At 70.0% G+C, this 17275-nt stretch carries 13 protein-coding genes; 6 read left to right on the top strand and 7 right to left on the bottom strand.

All coding sequences use genetic code 11. From position 1 onward, the window contains the following. Nucleotides 1–4: 4 nt before the first annotated feature. Both D7X12_RS11370 and D7X12_RS11365 read right to left on the bottom strand, forming a co-directional pair. A complete protein-coding gene (locus D7X12_RS11370) occupies nt 5–1405 on the bottom strand; it encodes an LETM1 domain-containing protein (protein WP_244224491.1) in 1401 nt (466 codons plus the stop codon). A gap of 197 nt (nt 1406–1602) precedes the next feature. Next, a complete protein-coding gene (locus D7X12_RS11365; RefSeq protein WP_120625289.1) occupies nt 1603–2490 on the bottom strand; it encodes a metal-dependent hydrolase in 888 nt (295 codons plus the stop codon). A 222-nt stretch (nt 2491–2712) separates the two neighbouring features. On the opposite strand from D7X12_RS11365, the gene D7X12_RS11360 reads away from it, so the two are divergent. The 3 genes from D7X12_RS11360 (at nt 2713) to D7X12_RS11350 (ending at nt 6121) form a co-directional block, all read left to right on the top strand. After that, on the top strand, nt 2713–4572 hold the full coding sequence (locus tag D7X12_RS11360; protein ID WP_120625298.1) for an HSP90 family protein: 1860 nt from the start codon (nt 2713–2715) through the stop codon (nt 4570–4572). After that, nucleotides 4569–5681: a hypothetical protein gene (locus D7X12_RS11355; RefSeq protein WP_120625288.1), complete on the top strand. Its 1113-nt coding sequence runs from the start codon at nt 4569–4571 to the stop codon at nt 5679–5681. Before D7X12_RS11360 ends, D7X12_RS11355 begins: the two co-directional genes overlap by 4 nt. A 77-nt stretch (nt 5682–5758) precedes the next feature. After that, a complete protein-coding gene (locus D7X12_RS11350; protein ID WP_120625287.1) occupies nt 5759–6121 on the top strand; it encodes a hypothetical protein in 363 nt (120 codons plus the stop codon). A 469-nt stretch (nt 6122–6590) separates the two neighbouring features. Here the strand turns inward: D7X12_RS11350 and D7X12_RS11345 are convergent, their stop codons facing one another. The 5 genes from D7X12_RS11345 to D7X12_RS11325 form a co-directional block, all read right to left on the bottom strand. After that, nucleotides 6591–8918, bottom strand: coding sequence for a Tex family protein (locus D7X12_RS11345; RefSeq protein ID WP_120625286.1), 2328 nt, complete (start codon nt 8916–8918; stop codon nt 6591–6593). 60 nt (nt 8919–8978) lie between these two features. Next, nucleotides 8979–11051: a glycosyl hydrolase family 28-related protein gene (locus D7X12_RS11340; protein ID WP_120625297.1), complete on the bottom strand. Its 2073-nt coding sequence runs from the start codon at nt 11049–11051 to the stop codon at nt 8979–8981. Between the two features lie 166 nt (nt 11052–11217). Continuing rightward, nucleotides 11218–13359 (bottom strand): alkaline phosphatase D family protein, encoded by a 2142-nt coding sequence (locus D7X12_RS11335; protein ID WP_120625285.1) that lies wholly within the window; start codon nt 13357–13359, stop codon nt 11218–11220. Nucleotides 13360–13622: 263 nt separating this feature from the next. After that, the gene (gene recA / locus D7X12_RS11330; RefSeq protein ID WP_120625284.1) at nt 13623–14708 is read right to left on the bottom strand and encodes a recombinase RecA; all 1086 of its coding nucleotides are present in this window, start codon (nt 14706–14708) and stop codon (nt 13623–13625) included. 112 nt (nt 14709–14820) lie between these two features. Continuing rightward, nucleotides 14821–15513, bottom strand: coding sequence for a hypothetical protein (locus D7X12_RS11325; protein WP_120625283.1), 693 nt, complete (start codon nt 15511–15513; stop codon nt 14821–14823). A gap of 165 nt (nt 15514–15678) precedes the next feature. Here D7X12_RS11325 and D7X12_RS11320 point away from each other — a divergent pair, with 165 nt between their 5' ends. Genes D7X12_RS11320 through D7X12_RS11310 form a run of 3 tightly spaced genes read left to right on the top strand, consistent with a single transcriptional unit; the run spans nt 15679 to nt 17269 of the window. Then, on the top strand, nt 15679–16281 hold the full coding sequence (locus tag D7X12_RS11320; RefSeq protein ID WP_120625282.1) for an RNA polymerase sigma factor: 603 nt from the start codon (nt 15679–15681) through the stop codon (nt 16279–16281). Beyond that, complete coding sequence (locus D7X12_RS11315) at nt 16278–16760, top strand: anti-sigma factor family protein (RefSeq protein ID WP_120625281.1); 483 nt, start codon at nt 16278–16280, stop codon at nt 16758–16760. The genes D7X12_RS11320 and D7X12_RS11315 overlap by 4 nt, the downstream gene beginning before the upstream one ends. Then, nucleotides 16760–17269: a DUF3106 domain-containing protein gene (locus D7X12_RS11310; protein WP_120625280.1), complete on the top strand. Its 510-nt coding sequence runs from the start codon at nt 16760–16762 to the stop codon at nt 17267–17269. The genes D7X12_RS11315 and D7X12_RS11310 overlap by 1 nt, the downstream gene beginning before the upstream one ends. Nucleotides 17270–17275 lie beyond the last annotated feature (6 nt).

Below are 17275 nucleotides of genomic sequence, written 5' to 3'. Positions count from 1 at the left end.
AGGGTCACCCCGCCTCGCGCTCCGCGGTGTCCTCGCCGTCGGTGTCCACGGCGGCGGGCTCGTCCTGGAAGGCGCTGGGCAGCAGGCTGAAGGGCAGCAGCTTGGCCAGGGCCGCCAGCAGCAGGATGCCTCCGGGCGCGGCGAAGATGGCGAGCGCGGGGATGGCCTTCGCCACGTCGATGAGCTGGGCGCGCATGCGCTGGCGCTCGTCGTCGCTGAGCTTCTGGCGTCGCGCCGCCTTGGTGAGCAGCACCGCCAGGTCGCCCGTCTCGCGCGCCTCCTGCATCAGCCGGTGGAAGTTCTTCTCCACCGTCTCCTGCATGCCGGAGATGAGGTCCTCGCCCATGGCGCCCGCCGCGTCCGACACGGTGAAGACATCCACCAGCGAGCGGTTGCGCGCGTAGAACTCCGCCATCTCCAATTCCAGACGTCGCAGCTCCGTCTGGGGCACGTGCAGCGCGCGCGCCAGCTTGTCGATGAAGAGCCGCTCCCGCCGCGTCCGCTGCCCGTCCACCAGCGCCGCCAGCAGCGTCTGCTCCAGCAGCAGGTGGCGCATGTCCACGCTGCGCACCTGGCGCACCACGTCCCGCACGTCGCGCTTGCGCTCGAAGGACTGGCGCACCGCGGCCTTCACCTCGCCCTCCAGCGCGTGCGGCAGGCGCAGCCCCTCCACCTGCCGGAGGATGGCGCGGCGCGCGGGGGGGCCCGGTTCACGGTCCACGCACGCGAGCCCGGTGAGGACATCCACCAGCAGCGCCTTCTGCCGCGCCGCGAAGTCCAGCCGCCGCTCCGCCCCCACGCGCGACAGCCGCCCGCTGGAGAACAGGTCGATGGCCTGCCGGAAGAACAGCTGCGCGTCCGCGTACTGGGCGCCGTTGTGCAACACCAACCCGTACACCGGGTCCCCGGCCAGCGACGGCGCCCGCTTGTCGAGCGCGTCCTCCACCCGCCCCACCATGCGCCGGGGCACCGGCAGCCCCGCCGCCAGCCGCGCGTCCAGCGCCAGCGCCAGGTCCAGCTCCCCGGCGAGCACCGCGAAGAGCACCAGCAGCTGCTCCATCCGAGGGGCCTCCGGCGCCTCCATCACCCGCGCCAGGTCCAGCGCCATGCGCGCCAGCGTGCGCACCACCGCGTGGAACAGCGCGTCCTCGGTGGCGCGCGCCGGGGCATCGAAGGGCTCCCCGCCATCCACCGGCGAGGGCAGCGGCACGGGGGTGCCATAGACGAGCCCCGAGGCCCGGAGCGTGCGGCGCAGGAAGGCGCGGCCCCGGGCACGGCCGGACATCGTCGTGGCGGGGGGCAGGGAGGGAGTCAGCTCCGGCGTGGGCGCGAGCGCATGGGCGGCGACCACGTCCGTCAGGAGCGCGGCCAGCCAGGTCCCCCGTCCGAAAACCAGCACCGACACCGGTACACCCCACGAGACGCGCCGCCCGGACCCCTCCGGTGCGCGATGAGGCCGGGAATAACCCAGTCCCCTTCGGGATGCCACCCGACCCCGGTCGGCGCCGCGCGTCGCCCAACGAAAGCAGGCCCTGGTGGAAAAAAGGCCGCGCCCGGCCACCGGAAGCCGGCGGGCGGGCGCGGAGGGTGAAGGCGGGAGGACTACAGGGGGGTGGCCTTGCCGGGCTCCAGGGGGAGCACCTTGGTGGTCCCCTTGGCCTTCTTCAACGCGGCGGTGAGCGCGTCCGGGGTGCCGGTGAGGGCGGGGAAGGTGCCGTAGTGCATGGGCACCACGGTCTTCACCTTGAGCAGCCTCGCGGCGAGGGCCGCCTCGTTGGGGCCCATCGTGAAGTGACCGCCGATGGGGAGCAGGGCCACGGTGGGCTTGAACTGCTCGGCGATGAGGGCCATGGACTGGAAGGGCCCGGTGTCACCCGAGTGGTACAGCGTGGGGCCGTTGGCGATCTCCACCACGAAGCCCATGGGCGCGCCGGCGTAGTGCGACGGGCTCTTGGGGTCCGCCTGGTAGCTGCTGGAGTGCACCGCCTCCACGAAGTGGATGGTGGCGTCCTTCACCTGGAAGGTGCCGCCGACGTTGCCGCCCATGCTCTGCGCTTCCGGCAGGCCGAGCAGCGAGATGAGCTCGAAGGAGCCGTACACCTTCGCGTTCGTCTTCTGGGCCAGGGCCTTCGTCTCGCCCACGTGGTCGAAGTGGCCGTGGGAGACGAGGATGGCGTCCACCGCCTCCGGCCAGGTCGCGCCCTGGGGGGCCTTCGGGTTGGTGAGCCAGGGGTCGAACGCCAGCACCGCGCCGCCCGGCGTCTTCACCACGAAGGCGGCGTGGCCCCACCACGTCACCTCCGTCTTGCCGCTGGCCGCCTCGGCGCCCGTCGCCGTCTTGGGGCCCACCGGACCCTTGGCGGGTGCCGCCTTGGAGGTCGCCGCCGCCGCCTTGGGGGACGCCGGAGCCGCCGGCGTGCCCTGCGCGAACGCCACGCCCGTCACACCCAGCACCGCGCCCACCACCACTGCCTTCAGGTTCGTCCGCATCGTTGTCTGCTCCAGGAGGGAGGAAAGAGACGACATGTCGCCGTGCCGCCCGAGGGCGCCGCACGTTCCAGGCGCCGCATAGCACCCTCCGAGGGAGCGGGAGGGGGCTGGTGCGTCCGGTTGCCGTCAGGAGGACAGAACCACACGGGCGCCGGGGACGCACGCATGGCCTCGGGATTGAAGCCCCCGGGGGCGATGGTGCGCGCTACGCTCGATTCCAGCGTGGACCATCGATTCCAAGTCAGCCTCCGCGGGGTCATCGACCTCCTGTCCCACCACCTGTACAGCTCGCCCGGGGTGTACGTGCGGGAGCTGCTCCAGAACGCCACGGACGCGCTGCGCGCCCGGCAACAGCTGGACGCAAGCGCGTCCGGTTCGGTGGGACTGGAGCTGCGGGAGAAGCAGGACGGCGGGCCCCCCACCCTGCTCTTCACCGACGAGGGCGTGGGGCTCACCGAGGAGGAGATCCACCGCTTCCTCGCCACCATCGGCGAGTCCTCCAAGCGGGAGCTGCTGGAGGCGCGGAGAAACGACTTCATCGGCCAGTTCGGCATCGGCCTGCTGTCGTGCTTCATGGTGTGTGACGAGCTGTTGGTGGTCACGCGCTCCGCGAAGGGGGATGGGCGCACGCTGGAGTGGCGAGGCCGGCACGACGGCACCTACGACGTGCGCGTCTCCGAGCATCCGCTGGACGCCCCCGGCACGCACGTCTACCTGGTGGCCCGTCCGGACATGACGGAGTGGTTCACGCCGGAGCGGGTGCGCCAGCTCGCGCGCCACTACGGCGGCCTGTTGCCCTTCCCGGTCCGGCTCACGGTGGACGGAGTGACGGAGCACCTCAACGCGGACGGCCCGCCCTGGCGCCGCCTGTACGAGACGCCCGGGGACAGGCGGCAGGCGCTGCTCGCGTACGGGCGCGAGGTGTTCGGCACGGACTTCCTGGATGTGATTCCGCTGCGCTCGGAGGCCGGCGACGTGGACGGGGTGGCGTTCGTGCTGCCGGCGTCGCCGCACTTCAACGCCAAACAGAAGCACCGCGTGTACCTGAAGCACATGCTGCTGTCGGAGAGCGCGGAGAACCTGGTGCCGGAGTGGGCCTTCTTCGTGAAGTGCGTGGTGAACGCGAACGGCCTGAGGCCCACCGCGAGCCGCGAGTCCTTCTACGAGGACACGGTGCTGTCGCAGGCGCGCGAGGCGCTGGGGAACTCGCTGCGGCGCTACCTGATGGAGCTGGCGCGCGACGAGCCCCGGGCCTTGCAGCGGCTGATTGCGCTGCATGGGTTGTCGGTGAAGGGGCTGGCGCTGGATGACGACGCGTTCTACCGGCTGATCATCGACTGGCTGCCCTTCGAGACGTCGCTGGGGATGATGACGCTGGCGGACTACCGGCGCTCGTGGCCGGTGGTGCGCTACACGCCGACGCTGGACGGGTTCCGGCAGGTGGCGCGGGTGGCGGCGGCGCAGGGGCTGTGCGTGCTGAACGCGGCGTACACGCATGACACGGCGCTGCTGGAGAAGCTGCCGCACGTGGTGCCGGACGCGCAGGTGGCGCCGTTCTCGGCGGCGGACCTGCCGCAGAGCTTCGAGGAGCTGACGCTGGACGAGCGCGAGGCCGTCTATCCGTTGTTGCGACTGGCCGAAGGGGTGCTGGCGCCGTTCCGCTGCGGGGTGGAGGCGAAGAAGTTCTTCCCGGCGGAGGTGCCCACGCTCTACAGCGCGGACGCGGAAGGGGCGTTCCGGCGGGACGCGGAGCGGGCGCGCGAGGAGTCGGACGACCTGTACGCGGGCGTGGTGGACGGGGTGATGGCGGGCGTGGGAGGGCAGGAGCGGTCGCTGCTCTGCCTCAACCTGCACAACCCGGTGGTGCGGCGGCTGGCGGCGGTGGAGAACCGGGAGCTGCTGAAGCTGTCGGTGGAGATGCTCTACGTGCAGGCGCTGCTGTTGGGGCAGCACCCGCTGAACGCGCAGGAGATGGCGCTCTTGAACCACGGCCTGCTGGGGCTCATCGCGGCCCGGTTGGACGAGGGCGGCGGCGGCGGCGGAAGTGGTTCGTCGGGTTCCGGGTCGCGAGGGATGCACTGATGGAGGACTGGCGCCAGCAGGTGGATGCGTTGCGAGCGCGGGCGGACGAGCTGCCCGAGGGTGACGCGAAGGTGCGCACGCTGGAGGAGGCGGTGCGGCTGGTGGACGTGCACGGAGACGTGCCGCTGGGGTACGCGCTGCGGGACTCGCTGATTGACGCGGCGACGTTCGGAGGGTTCCCGGACAAGGCGCTGGTGGCGTTCGCGTGGTGCCGGGGGCAGCAGAAGAAGGACCCGCAGCGGTTCGACCCGGAGGACATGCTGTGGAAGCAGAAGTGGGTGGTGGGCCGGCTGGACGAGTTCCCGCACATCAGCCGCAAGCAGATCGCCGACGCGCTGGATGACGTGGAGCAGTGCTTCGCGAAGCTGGACGCGGGGCGGCGCGCGGCGCTGAAGCTGCGCTACCAGATGGCACGGGACATGGGAGACACCGCCCAGGCGGAGCACCTGTGGGAGCAATGGCTGACAGCGCCGAGGGACCACCTGACGGACTGCCGCGTCTGTGAATTGGACGACGAGCTGGACCACCACGTGGACCGGGGCGAATGGGAGCAGGCGGTCAAGAAGGCCAGGCCCATCCTGGACGGGCGTCAGTCCTGCGCGGAGATCCCGCACCTGACGTTGGGCACGCTGCTGTATCCGTTCTTCAAGCTGGAGCGGATGGAGGAGGCGCGGGCCTGTCACGTGCGCGGCTACGCGATGGTGGCGAAGAACCGCGAGTTCCTCGCCACGGTGGGCGAGCACCTGGAGTTCCTGGCGTTGACGGGCAACCTGTCACGGGGGCTCACGCTGGTGGAGAAGCACCTGGGCTGGGCGCTGGAACACTCCAGCCACCGGGACCGGTTCACCTTCTACGCGGCGTCGTCGTTCCTGTTGGGACAGGTGACGGCGGAGGGCCGTGACGAAGTGAGCCTGCGGCTGCCCAAGGCGTTCCCGCTGCACGCGGTGGACGGCGGCTACGCGACGCGGGCGCTGCAGGACTGGATGGAGACGCAGGCGCGAGACATCGCGGCACGGTTCGATGCGCGGAACGGGACCGCGCGGTTCACGGAGCTGCTGGCGCGCAACGCGGTGCTGGCGAAGGAAGCACGGCCGTTCCCGTTGGACTGAGGCGCTTTCATCAGAACGAGCACGGCTTATAACCAGTCGTTACTTGTGAGAGTCTGTAACTCGCGCCTGGGAGACCCATGTTCTTTTCCATCATCCCTGGGATGCGGGCAGCCCGCAGAATCGGGGCCGCAGAGCAGAAGGAAAAGGCTGGAGATCTCGAAGGGGTCATGGCCGTGTGCTCGGAGGCCCTGGAGATCCTGGGAGCGCCCAAGGTCGACCTGGAGATGCCCTGGTGCCGCTCAGCAGCGGCCATGGCCCTCGCAGGTTATTGTCAGGCGGCGAGGCAGTTGGAGCGCAGAAGTGACCTTCTTCAAATGCTCACGCGCTGGCGCCCCACCTACCTGCTGTGGATGAAGGAACCCCTGGACGATCGAGAAGCCGCGTCGTTCGAGTGGTTTGAGCAGGCGTTCAGCACCCTGAGCAGCACGACCCAAGCCTGATGCCGGCCTCAGCGGCGGAGCGGGCGCTCCGCCGCTGAGGTCGAGGCCAAGTGCAATCCTCTTCGAGGCGGCAAATGGTAGTCGGGACAAGAACCAAGACAGTCATAGCGGTGATCGTTGGGATTGCCCTGGGACGGCTGCTCCTACCAACCCTTGAAGGCCGGGTCCGACATGGCATTCAGGTCCGCCAGGACAAGACCCGCGGATGCGCGATGTTCGTGTCCTCCAGCAGGGACTTTCTGGGACGGCCCCTCTCCACGACGGAAGGAGCGGACTTCACAGCCTGTGGGAAAGCCTCAGAGGTCGTACCGGGCACATGGATCGCCTGCGACTGCACGCGCACCCCGGTGGAATGAACTCCCACGGACAGCGGCACCAGCGCGTGATTCCTGGCGCTGGAGCCGCGACACGCGCAACTGGCCTCGGCGGGGCCCCCTCCGTCCGGGCCCCTCGCTGAACCTCCCGTCACTCAGCGCTTCAACTTCGAGAACGGGTTGTTGAACGGCTCCGGCTTCTTCTGCGCCGGAGCCTGGGTCGCGGGCTTCTGCGCGGACCGCTGCGGCGGCGGACCGCCCTGCCGCTCCGTCATCCGTCCCTGCCCCGTCGCCCCGCCCACCGCGGGCCTCCCGGACGCCTGCGGCGTCCCGCCCTCCTGCAGCGCCTTCACGGACAACGCCAGACGCTTGCGCACCAGGTCCACGGTCAGCACCTTCACCGTCAACCGGTCGCCCACCTTCGCCGCCTCCGACGCATCCTTGATGAAGCGCGTGGACAGCTGCGACACGTGCACCAGCCCGTCCTGATGCACACCGACATCCACGAACGCTCCAAACGCTGTCACGTTCGTCACCGTGCCCTGCAACACCATCCCCTCCTTCACGTCCTCCAGCGAGCGCAGGTCATCGCGCGTCGCATGCGCCGTGAAGTCGCCTCGCGGATCCCGACTCGGCTTCTCCAGCTCCGCCAGGATGTCCTTCAGCGTCAGCTCTCCCAGCTCCGGCCCCAGGTAGCGCTTCGCTTCAATCTTGCGCACCAGCGTAGCGTTGCCCACCAGCGAGGCCACGTCCACGCCCAGGTCCTTCGCCATCCGCTCCACCACCGCGTAGCGCTCCGGGTGCACCGCGCTCGAATCCAGCGGCTCCGGGCCGCGCACTCGCAGGAAGCCCGCCGCCTGCTCGAAAGTCTTCGGCCCCAGGCCGCTCACCTTCAGCAGCTCCCGCCGCGTGGTGAAGCGCCCCTTCGCCGCCCGGTGCGCCACCAGCTTCTTCGCCAGCGACGGCCCCACCCCGGACACGTGCTCCAACAACTGCGGTGACGCCGTGTTCACGTCCACGCCCACCGCGTTCACGCACGAGTCCACCACCTCGCCCAGCTTCTTCTTGAGCAGGCCCTGGTCCACGTCGTGCTGGTACTGCCCCACCCCGATGCTCTTCGGGTCGATCTTCACCAGCTCCGCCAGCGGGTCCTGCAACCGCCGCCCGATCGACACCGCCCCGCGCAGCGACACGTCCAGCTCCGGGAACTCCTCCCGCGCCACCTCCGACGCGGAATAGATGGACGCCCCCTGCTCGCTCACCGACACCACCGGAATCTGCAACCCCAGCGCCTTCAGCGTGTCCCGCGTGAAGATCTCCGCCTCGCGGCTGCCCGTGCCATTGCCCACGGCAATGAGCTCCGGCTTGTGCTTGCGCACCACCGCCTCCAACAACTTCGCCGCCCGCGCACGCTCGTCCGCGCTGCGCTCCGAGTACAGCGTCGTCGTCTCCACCACCGTCCCCGTCACGTCCATCATCGCCAGCTTGATGCCCGTGCGAAGCCCCGGGTCCAATGCCAGCACCGCCCGCGCCCCCGCCGGCGGCGTCAGCAACAGGTGCCGCAGGTTCTCACCGAACACACCGATGGCGCCCTTGTCCGCGCGCTCCTTCAGCTCCGCGCGCAGCTCCGACTCCAGCGACGGCCCCATCAGCCGCTCCCACCCGTCCTCCACCGCCGCGCGCAGCTCGCCCGCGAACAACGACTGCGGCCGCGTCACCACCTTCCCGGTGAAGAGCCCCTTCACCTCGTCGTCCGGAAGGCCCAGCTTCACCTTCAGCACGCCCTCCTCCTCGCCGCGCAAGAGCGCCAGCACGCGGTGGGACGGAGCCTGGGACAGCGGCTCCTCGTGGCCGTAGTAGTTCTCGAACTTGGTCGTTTCGCCCTTCTTCGCTGGCACCACGTCCGAGCGCAGCGTGCCCCGCCGCGTGCACAGGTCGCGGGCCTCTCGGCGCAGCTTCGCGTCCTCCGCCACGCGCTCGGCGCAGATGTCACGCGCGCCCGCCAACGCCGAGGCCACGTCCGTGACGCCCTTCTCCGTGTCCACATACGGCTTCACGCGCGCGTCCACGTTCTCCCCGCGCTGCCCCTCCTGCTTCCACAGCAGCTCCGCCAGTGGCTCCAGCCCCTTCTCCCGGGCGATGGCCGCGCGCGTGCGGCGCTTGGGCTTGTACGGCAGGTACAGGTCCTCCAGCTCCGCGCGCGTGCGCGCCGCCTGGAGCGCCTTCGACAGCTCGGGCGTCAGCTTCCCCTGCTCCTCGATGCTGCGCAGGATGGTGTCGCGCCGCCCGTCCAGCTCCGTGCGCTCCTCGGCGCGGTCGAGGATGGCCTGGATTTGAACCTCGTCCAGCCCCCCCGTGGCCTCCTTGCGGTAGCGCGCGATGAAGGGGACCGTGCCCCCCTCCTCGTGCAACGCGAGGGTCCGGTCCACCTGCTCCGGCTTGATGCCCAGCTCCTGGGCCAACGCGGCGGCATAGACGTGCATGGCCCGTCTATACCCCGGTCCGCCCGCGCCTCCCAGAGGCGCGCCGCCGCCTCCCCTGCCCTACCGCCGGACGAGCCGGATTGCGTCCAGCGCCACGTTGTAGCCCGTGCTCGCCGCGTTCTTCCCCACCACCGTGAACGTCACCAGCTTGGGCTCCAGGTCCGTGAACGTCACCGTCCCCAGCTCCGCCTCCGCGTAGGCCGTGGTGCTCGCGTACTCGTCCCGCGTGCCGCCCACCCCCACGCCGCCCACGTCCAGCTGGTACTGCCCGCGCGTGGCGTTGCGCTTGGTCCGCACCTGCACCGCGAACGTGCCCACCGTGCGCGGATAGAGCGTGTACGTCACCTTCGCGCCCACGGCCCCCGTGTTGTGGTAGCGCAGGCCGCCCAGCTCGGCGCCCGCCTCCACGGCCGTGGACGACACGTCCCCGGCGCTCGTCGGCTTCAGGTTCTCCGCCTGGTACACCAGCGCCCGCGCGTCGTGCTCCCCCGCGCGCCCCAGCCGCTTCTGCACCTGGTCCACGTAGAGCGACTGCGGCACCAGCTCATTGCCGGACGTCGCCACCTCCGCCAGGTCCGCCGGCGCCGTCTTCGTCGTCACCGACACGTCCACCGTCGTCACGCTGCCGCGCATGCCAATCACATAACCCTGCCCGTACTGCTGCGAGCGCACGACGCTGGTGCCCCCGTACGCCGGAGCCTTCGCCCCGTTGGTGTTCCAGAACACGCTCTGCGTCGTGGTGACGCCGTGGCTCGTCGTGCCGTAGGGCGACCGGTCCGCCGCCTCGAAGCGCTCCTGGTAGAGCGTCGTGTTGTCCACGAGGTTCGCCGCGCTCAGGTGCATGTGGAAGTCAGACACCTTCTCCCCGTTGGACGCCCGGTTGTTGAACAGCACGTTCCCGGTGGTGTGCATGGAGCGGAAGTCGAAGTTGTGCCGCCCGCCAAACGCCACGCTGTCCTTGATGAGACTGTCACTGCTCCGGATGGAATACAGGTAGCCGTTTCCGCCACCGCCCTTGTACTGGGGCTTGTCCATCTCACACGCGTCCACGGTGACGTTGCGCGCGGAGTTCAGGTCGATGCCATTTGACAGCAGGTGCACGTCCTGCGTGTTGGACGGCGGCCGGTAGGAATTGACGCCGCGGATCCACCCGTCCACCACGTGGTTCATCAACACCGCCGCCGAGTCGTGCATCGCGTACGCGCCCGTGCCCGGCACGGTGTAGTCCTCCTCGCCCGTGCCCGCCGTGGGGTTCTCCCGCATGCCAATGGACAGGTGCTCGATGCCCACCTCCGACAGGTGCGCGGGGATGCGGTACACGCGCGCCGCGTCGCGCACGAGCAGCCCCAGGCGCAGCGGGATGTCCAGCGTCAGCGTCCGCGTGGCCGCGTCCACCGCCACCACCTGCCGGTAGAAGGCCGGCCCGGGCAGCGCCGTCCACGTGGTGCCCATGTTGAGCTCCTCGCTGCGCGCTGGCGTCAGGTCCGCCCGCACCACCACCCACGTCCCCACCGCGTAGCCCGTGACGCTCGCCACCTGCACGCGCGTCGCCTGGTTGGGGGCGTCCTGGGTCAGCGCCGTCGTCCCCGTCGCCCCGGACGTCCAGGACACGGTGGACTCACGCGGCGCCACCAGCACCACCCGCTTGCCGCGCATGTCCGTCGCCGAGTTGTACAGGAACGTCGCCGTGGCCCCCTGCCCGCGCAGCACCACGTTGCTCTTGCCGAGGTACAGCGCGTACGCCTTGCCCGTGGGCGGCGCCACCCGGTACGTCCCCCTGGGCAGGTACACCACCCCGCCGCCCACCAGCGCCCCCGCGTCATCGAGGGCCTGCTGCAACACCGCCGTCACGTCCGACGCGCCCGTGTTGTCCGCGAAGTACGGCGCCTGCGTCACGTCCAGCACCCGGTCCATCCGCACCGGCGGCTCCGCCTGCCGCATCCGGTAGCCCGCATAGGAGAAGTCATGCAGGAACTGCGACGCGTTGCCCGGCCGCGTGTCCCCCGGCTTCCACGTGGACGGATACAGCACGCTGCGCCACGGCGCCGCCTCCGCGCCGCCCGGCGCCCCCACGGCCAGCACCCACCCCAGCCCCGCGCCCAACAGCCCCTGCCATCCCTTGCGTGCACCCACGATGAACTCCTTCCCGGTGACGGGTCCGGACTCCCTCAATGGAAGTCTTCTCCCCGAAAAACATCATAAACCAGGAAAAACCAGAAGCTCCGTGGATGCGACAAGGGCCGCGCGGGGAGGCTCCCCGCGCGGCCCTTCAAGCTGCTTCAAACGCCAGCGGGACGGCTCAGGCCGGCTGGATGTCGCTGTTCTTCACGCGGAAGGTGGTGGCGGTGAACTTCGCCTCCAGCTCGCTGCCATCGCGCTTGGAGTAGTCCTTGGACACCTCGCCCGCGGGGATGAGGTGGAAGGTGGCGAGCGTCTCGTCCGCCTTCACCTCCACCAGCACGAAGCCGTGCGAGTCCGTGTCCGCGAAGCGCAGGCCCGCGTTGGAGTCCTTGAGCGTCTTGTCCATCTCCGTGACGGCGTACCGGTACACCGGCGCGCCGCTGGCGTAGCCCGCGCCCAGCAGCGCCAGGCCCGCCAGGCTCTTGATGGAGCCGGAGGTGATGGCCGGCGCCGTCAGCGTGGGCACGCCCTCCTCCACCGACGCGAACGACGCGTGGATGTCTCCGGAGAGGAACAGCGTGTTCTTCACGCCCTTGGCCTTGAGCGTGTTGAGCATCACCTTCTTCTTCGTGGGGAAGCCGTCCCACTGGTCCACGCTGAAGTAGAAGCGCTGGCGCAGCGACAGGTCCGTGATGTCCGTCTTGTTGCTCAGGTCCCAGATGAGCGCCGACAGCGACGTGGAGCTCACCACCATCTTCCAGGTGTTGGTCGCCGTGGTCAGCGTCTGGTTGAACCACGCCTCCTGGTCCGGGCCGAACACGTCCTCGCTCTGTCCGGAGGACAGCTGGTACTTCACCGCCGCGAACAGGTCGAACGTGTCCTTCACCACCACGTAGCGCGAGCCCTGGATGTTGAAGAGGGAGCTCTTGCCCATGTGCACGAACGCCAGGCCCCGGGGCTTGTCCGCCGGGGGGATGACGAGCGCGGCGTAGCCCGCCGCCTGGAGCACCTGGTTCACGTAGAAGAGGGACACCGGGCCCCTCACCCAGATGCCCACCTTCTGCGTGGCCTCCGCGTCCGTCAGCCCCGCGTCCTTCGCCTGCTTCAGGTACACGCCCTGGAGCACCTGCTTCTGCGCCGCGTAGGCAGCGTCATCCAGGTTCACGTACGCGAACGTGTCCCTCTGGAACACCTGCTTCACCGCGTCCGGCTGCCCCAGCAGCGCCGCATCCAGCAGCGCCGCGTCCAGGGTCACCGAGCCCGGCCACGCGTCTTCCGGGATGAGGTGGTCCGGGCGGTAGCTGCGGTAGTCCGTCACCAGCAGCTTCAGGTGACGGCCGTACTCGAAGTCGCGGTAGATGCGCGTGTTGGGGAAGCGAGGCTCCGCGTCCACGTCCACCACGCCGTCCGCCGTCTGCGCGGTGTCCAGCGGGATGAACTCCAGGAACGCCTGCTCCGCGTTGTGCTTGCGCTCCCGCTGCGTCTCGTCCCGCTTGCCGTCCTCGTACGTCGCCACGTCCTTCCAGCAGTCGTCGGAGAACTCGTGGTCGTCCCAGGTGATGATGAACGGGTAGCGTTCGTGCACGCCCTGCAGCTGCCGGTCCGAGCGGACCGTCTTGTACAGGTCGCGGTAGTTGGACACCGTGTTCGCCGCCTGGAACGCGGTGATGCCCGTGCCCTGCTTGAGCGAGCCCTCGGGCTCACTGAAGCGCACGGAGCGGCCGCCGCCCGTGGACTGGAAGGACGTGTCGCCCGTCGTCTCGTAGACGTAGTCCCCGAGGAACACGACGAAGTCCAGGTCCGCGTCCAGCTGCAACAGCCGCTGCCAGGCGTTGTAGTAGCGGCCGATGAAGTCCTGGCAGCTGGCGAACACGAACTTCACCGGCACGTCGTCACCGGCCGCGGGCGCGGTGCGCGTGCGCCCCACGCGGGTGGTGTGCTTCTGGCCGTCCTTCTCGTAGGAGAAGCGGTAGTAGTACGTCGTGCGCGGCGACAGGCTCGTCACCTTCACCTTCACCGCGTGGTCGTGCGCCGCCTGCGCCGTCAGGTCCTTCTTGTCCAGCACCAGCGAGGCGAAGTCCTCCGTCTTGGAGACCTCCAGCCGCAGGGGCAGGTCCTCCCCGGAGCGCGCGGTGTCCTCCACGCGGACCCAGAGAATCACGCTGTCCGGACGCGGATCTCCCGACGCCAGCGACTGCGGGAAGAAGGGCGAGCCATCCGAAGTGCCCGACGTGTCGTCGTCGGAGCATCCAAAGGTCGTCGTCGCCGCGACAGCAACCACGGCCTGCAGGAACGTGCGGCGTTTGAAGGGGTTGAACAAGGCGATGGGCTCCAGCGGGAAGCGGGTGAAGGGGTTCCCGGGCCGCGAAGTCTAGAGCCGCTCCTCCCTCCACACGAAACACCCCCGCGACATGCGGGCATGACCGCGCGCGTCACGCACTCCGCCTGTCCCCGGGCTTCACGCCCCAAAACGAAGAGGCCGACCGCCAGTGCTGGCAGTCGGCCTCTTCCTCTGCGTCCACCACGCCGCTCCCCCCGGAGGAACGCGGTGGACCTGCTTTTTTCCGCATGAAGCGCGAAGGACTACTTCACGGCCTTCACGCGCGGGCGCTTCTCGCCCTCGGCGGGCTCGGCGGGGGCTTCCGCGGCGGGCGCACCCGCGGCGGCCTTGCCGATGCCGTACTTCTCCAGCACCAGGTTTTCGATCTCCTTCTGCGTCTCCGGGTGCTCGCGCAGGAACTCCTTCGCGTTCTCCCGGCCCTGGCCGATGCGCTCTCCCTTGAAGGAGAACCAGCTGCCGCTCTTCTCCACGATGTTCTCGTTGGAGGCCAGGTCGATGAGGTCGCCCTCACGGGAGATGCCCGTGCCGTACATGATGTCGAACTCGACCTCCTTGAACGGAGGCGCGACCTTGTTCTTCACGACCTTCACGCGGGTGCGGCTGCCGACCACGTTGTCGCCGTTCTTGATGGCGCCCACGCGGCGGATGTCCATGCGCTGCGACGCGTAGAACTTCAGCGCGTTGCCGCCCGTGGTGGTCTCCGGGTTGCCGAACATCACGCCAATCTTCATGCGGATCTGGTTGATGAAGATGACGCACGTCTGGCTCTTGGAGATGGTGCCCGTGAGCTTGCGCAGCGCCTGGCTCATGAGGCGCGCCTGCACGCCCATGTGCGCGTCGCCCATCTCGCCCTCGAGCTCCGCCTTCGGCACGAGCGCGGCCACCGAGTCCACCACCAGCACGTCGATGGCGCCCGAGCGCACCAGCATCTCCGCGATTTCGAGGCCCTGCTCACCGGTGTCCGGCTGGGACAGCAGCAGGTCGTCCGTGCGCACGCCCAGCTTGCGCGCGTAGCCCACGTCCATCGCGTGCTCCGCGTCGATGTAGCCGCACACGCCGCCGCGCTTCTGCGCCTCCGCGACGATGTGGAGCGACAGCGTCGTCTTGCCGGAGGACTCCGGCCCGAAGATTTCGATGATGCGCCCCCGCGGCACGCCGCCCACGCCCAGCGCGATGTCGAGCGAGATGGACCCCGTCGAAATGGCCTGGATGTCCTTCATCATCGGCTCGTCGTTGCCGAGCCGCATGATGGAACCCTTGCCGAACTGGCGCTCCACCGCGGCCAGCGCCAACTCGATCGCCTTTTCCTTCTCCTGATTCACGGCCATTTCTCGTCGCTCCTTGGAAGAGTGGGCCACCCCGGCCCACCTGAACGCGCTTTTAGTACGCGATGGGTAGACCCTAGTCCACCCCTCTGACATCCGTTTCGGGTTCTGGACCTCAGCTCTTGCGGAGGGCGGCCAGGAAGGCAGCCACCAGCCCGCCCAGCCCCGCCGCCCAACCGGCCGAGGCGTCCGGCACGAGCAACATCCCCAAACCCACCCCGGACACCACGGTCAGCAGCGCCAGGGCCCCGCGATACAGGACCGAGCCCACCGGGGCAACCGTCAGGAGCGTGAGGGCCAGGAGGCTCAAGAGCCCCTGCAGGATGAGCAGCCCTTCGAGCCGGACGAGCCCCCCCGCGTGCAGCAGCACCTGGAGGGCCAGCGCGCCCAGGCCCACCGCGAGCGCCGGGAAGGGGCCTCCCCGGGGAGGCGACAGCTGCGCGCCCGCCACCTGCACCTGGTGCAGGTGGTCCAGGTCCTCCGGGCGCACCTCCAGCGCGTAGGGGAAGCCCAGCGCCAGGAGCGACTCCACCGTCGCGGCGCGGCAGGAGCGCCCGTCCGCGTCCACCAGCCCCACCAGATTGTTGCCCTCCAGGAGCCGGTGGAAGGCGTCCGCCTCCGGCCGTCCGCCCCCTTGGGCGACCAGGTCATCCAGGAGCCGGTTGAACTCCGACGCCAGCCGCTGCTGCTCCGCCCCCTTCGCCCGTCGGGCCTGCTGCGCCAGCAGGAACATGGGCAGCGGCGAGTCCGTGGGCGGGGTGGGCGTGCCGCCCTGCGACTGGGGCTCCCAGGGCGCCAGGTCCTGCACGGACCCGTCCTCCCCACCGGAATGGCCGGAATGGGAGGCGGGTGTGCGAGAACGTGGGCGGGGAGCGTCGGACACGGTGGAGAAACTGTAACCGGGGGCCGCCTTGGGGTTCAAAGTGGGAGAGGCCCGCAACTTCCACCGGGCAACGGGGTTGATGCCTCTCGGATGGACCTGGACCCGGACACGCAGGCGATGCTGAAGGTGGCGGCGGGCGACAAGCAGGCCTTCGCCTGGCTCTTCGACCGGCACCACGCGAGCGTGGCGCGCTTCGCGTTCCGTTTCGTGGGCGACCCCGCGCGAGCGGAGGAGCTGACGCAGGACATCTTCGTGAAGCTCTACCGCCATGCCGGCGCCTACAAGCCCACGGCGAAGTTCAAGACGTTCCTCTTCCGGGTGGCCACCAACCACTGCCTCAACGAGATGCGGCGCGGCGAGTACCGCGTGGCCCGGCTCGCCACCGGGGCCCCGGACGCGGAGGACGCGGGAGGGCTGGAGATGCCAGGGCCTGAAGGAGACCGGCCCGACCAGGCGCTGAGCGGTCGGGAGCTGGAAGCGGCGGTGGGCCTGGCGCTGGGGGACTTGAGCGAGCGCGAGCGCGCGGCCTTCACCATGTGCCGGTTCGAGGGCATGGCGTACCGGGACATCGCGGAGGCGCTGGAAGCAAGCGAGGCGGCTGTGAAGAGTCTCATCCACCGGGCCACCCTGGCGGTGGCGCGCAGGCTGGAAGCGTTGCAGGCGGGCACCGTGCCCGCGAGGAGTCGGGCATGAGCTGTGCGGAGGAAGAAGACCTGACGGCCTACGTGGACGGGGAGCTTGCACCCCCGCACCGCGCGCGGGTGGAGGCCCACCTGGGCACCTGCGCGGCCTGCCAGCGGACGGAGCGGCTCCTGCGCGTCACCGTGGCGCGGATGGCGGAGGTGAGCGCCTTCACGCCCTCCCCCTCGCCTTCGACAAGGCGCGAGGTGCTGGCGCGGCTGGACGCGCTGCCCCCGACGTGGCGTGAGCGGCTGGCGGCGCTGCTGCGGCCGGGCGTGCTGGTGCCTTCGCTGGGCGTGGCCGCCGCGGCGGTGCTGGCGGTGCTCGTCGTCGGCCGGGGCGGCGGGGAGCCGGCGCTGGAGGAGTGGGACCCGGGCGCGCTCGAAGTGGCGACGAACCTGGAGCTGGTCGAGGACTACGAGGTCCTCGGGCTCGACAGCTCCGATGACCTGGAGGTCGTCGAGAACCTCCACGAACTGGGGATGCCGTGATGCTGGGAAGAACGACCCTGACGGCCGTCGCCGTGGCATTGACGGTGACGGCGGCCCTCCTCATGGGCACGCCCGCCGCCGCGGCGAACGCCCCCACGCCCACGCCCGCGGAGCGCTTCGAGAAGCTGCCCCCGGAGCAGAAGGAGGCGCTGCGCGCGAAGCTGCGGGAGTTCAAGGCGATGCCCCCCGCGGAGCAGGCCCGCGTGCGCGAGAACCTCCAGCGCTGGCGGCAGCTGCCCCCCGAGGAGCGCGAGCGGCTGCGCACCAACCTGCGCGACTTCCAGCGCCTGTCGCCCCCGGAGCGCAAGGCGGTGCGCGAGCAGGTGCGCGACCTGAAGGGCCTGTCCGTGGAGCGCCGCGCTGAATTGCGCCAGCGGATGCGCGCCTACCTGCGCGAACACCCGGAGCGCCGCGAGCAGATGATGGAGAACATGCGCCGCTGGCGGCAGATGTCCGCCGAGCAGCGCCAGGAGGCACGCGAGCGGCTGCGTGAGAGGCGGCGCAAGTGAGGCCCG

This window comes from Corallococcus sicarius, assembly GCF_003611735.1.
Classification (GTDB): Bacteria; Myxococcota; Myxococcia; order Myxococcales; family Myxococcaceae; genus Corallococcus; species Corallococcus sicarius.
Note: the sequence above shows the minus strand (reverse complement) of the source record. Positions and strands in the feature narration are given on the sequence as shown.

What these genes read in the sequence shown, in the direction of transcription:
- D7X12_RS11345 (WP_120625286.1), bottom strand. Translation starts at nt 8,918, where the DNA reads ATGCACGTCTATGCCGCCGCGTTGGCCCAGGAGCTGGGCATCAAGCCG.
- D7X12_RS11365 (WP_120625289.1), bottom strand. Translation starts at nt 2,490, where the DNA reads ATGCGGACGAACCTGAAGGCAGTGGTGGTGGGCGCGGTGCTGGGTGTG.
- D7X12_RS11350 (WP_120625287.1), top strand. Translation starts at nt 5,759, where the DNA reads ATGTTCTTTTCCATCATCCCTGGGATGCGGGCAGCCCGCAGAATCGGG.
- D7X12_RS11315 (WP_120625281.1), top strand. Translation starts at nt 16,278, where the DNA reads ATGAGCTGTGCGGAGGAAGAAGACCTGACGGCCTACGTGGACGGGGAG.
- D7X12_RS11320 (WP_120625282.1), top strand. Translation starts at nt 15,679, where the DNA reads ATGGACCTGGACCCGGACACGCAGGCGATGCTGAAGGTGGCGGCGGGC.
- D7X12_RS11310 (WP_120625280.1), top strand. Translation starts at nt 16,760, where the DNA reads ATGCTGGGAAGAACGACCCTGACGGCCGTCGCCGTGGCATTGACGGTG.
- recA (WP_120625284.1), bottom strand. Translation starts at nt 14,708, where the DNA reads ATGGCCGTGAATCAGGAGAAGGAAAAGGCGATCGAGTTGGCGCTGGCC.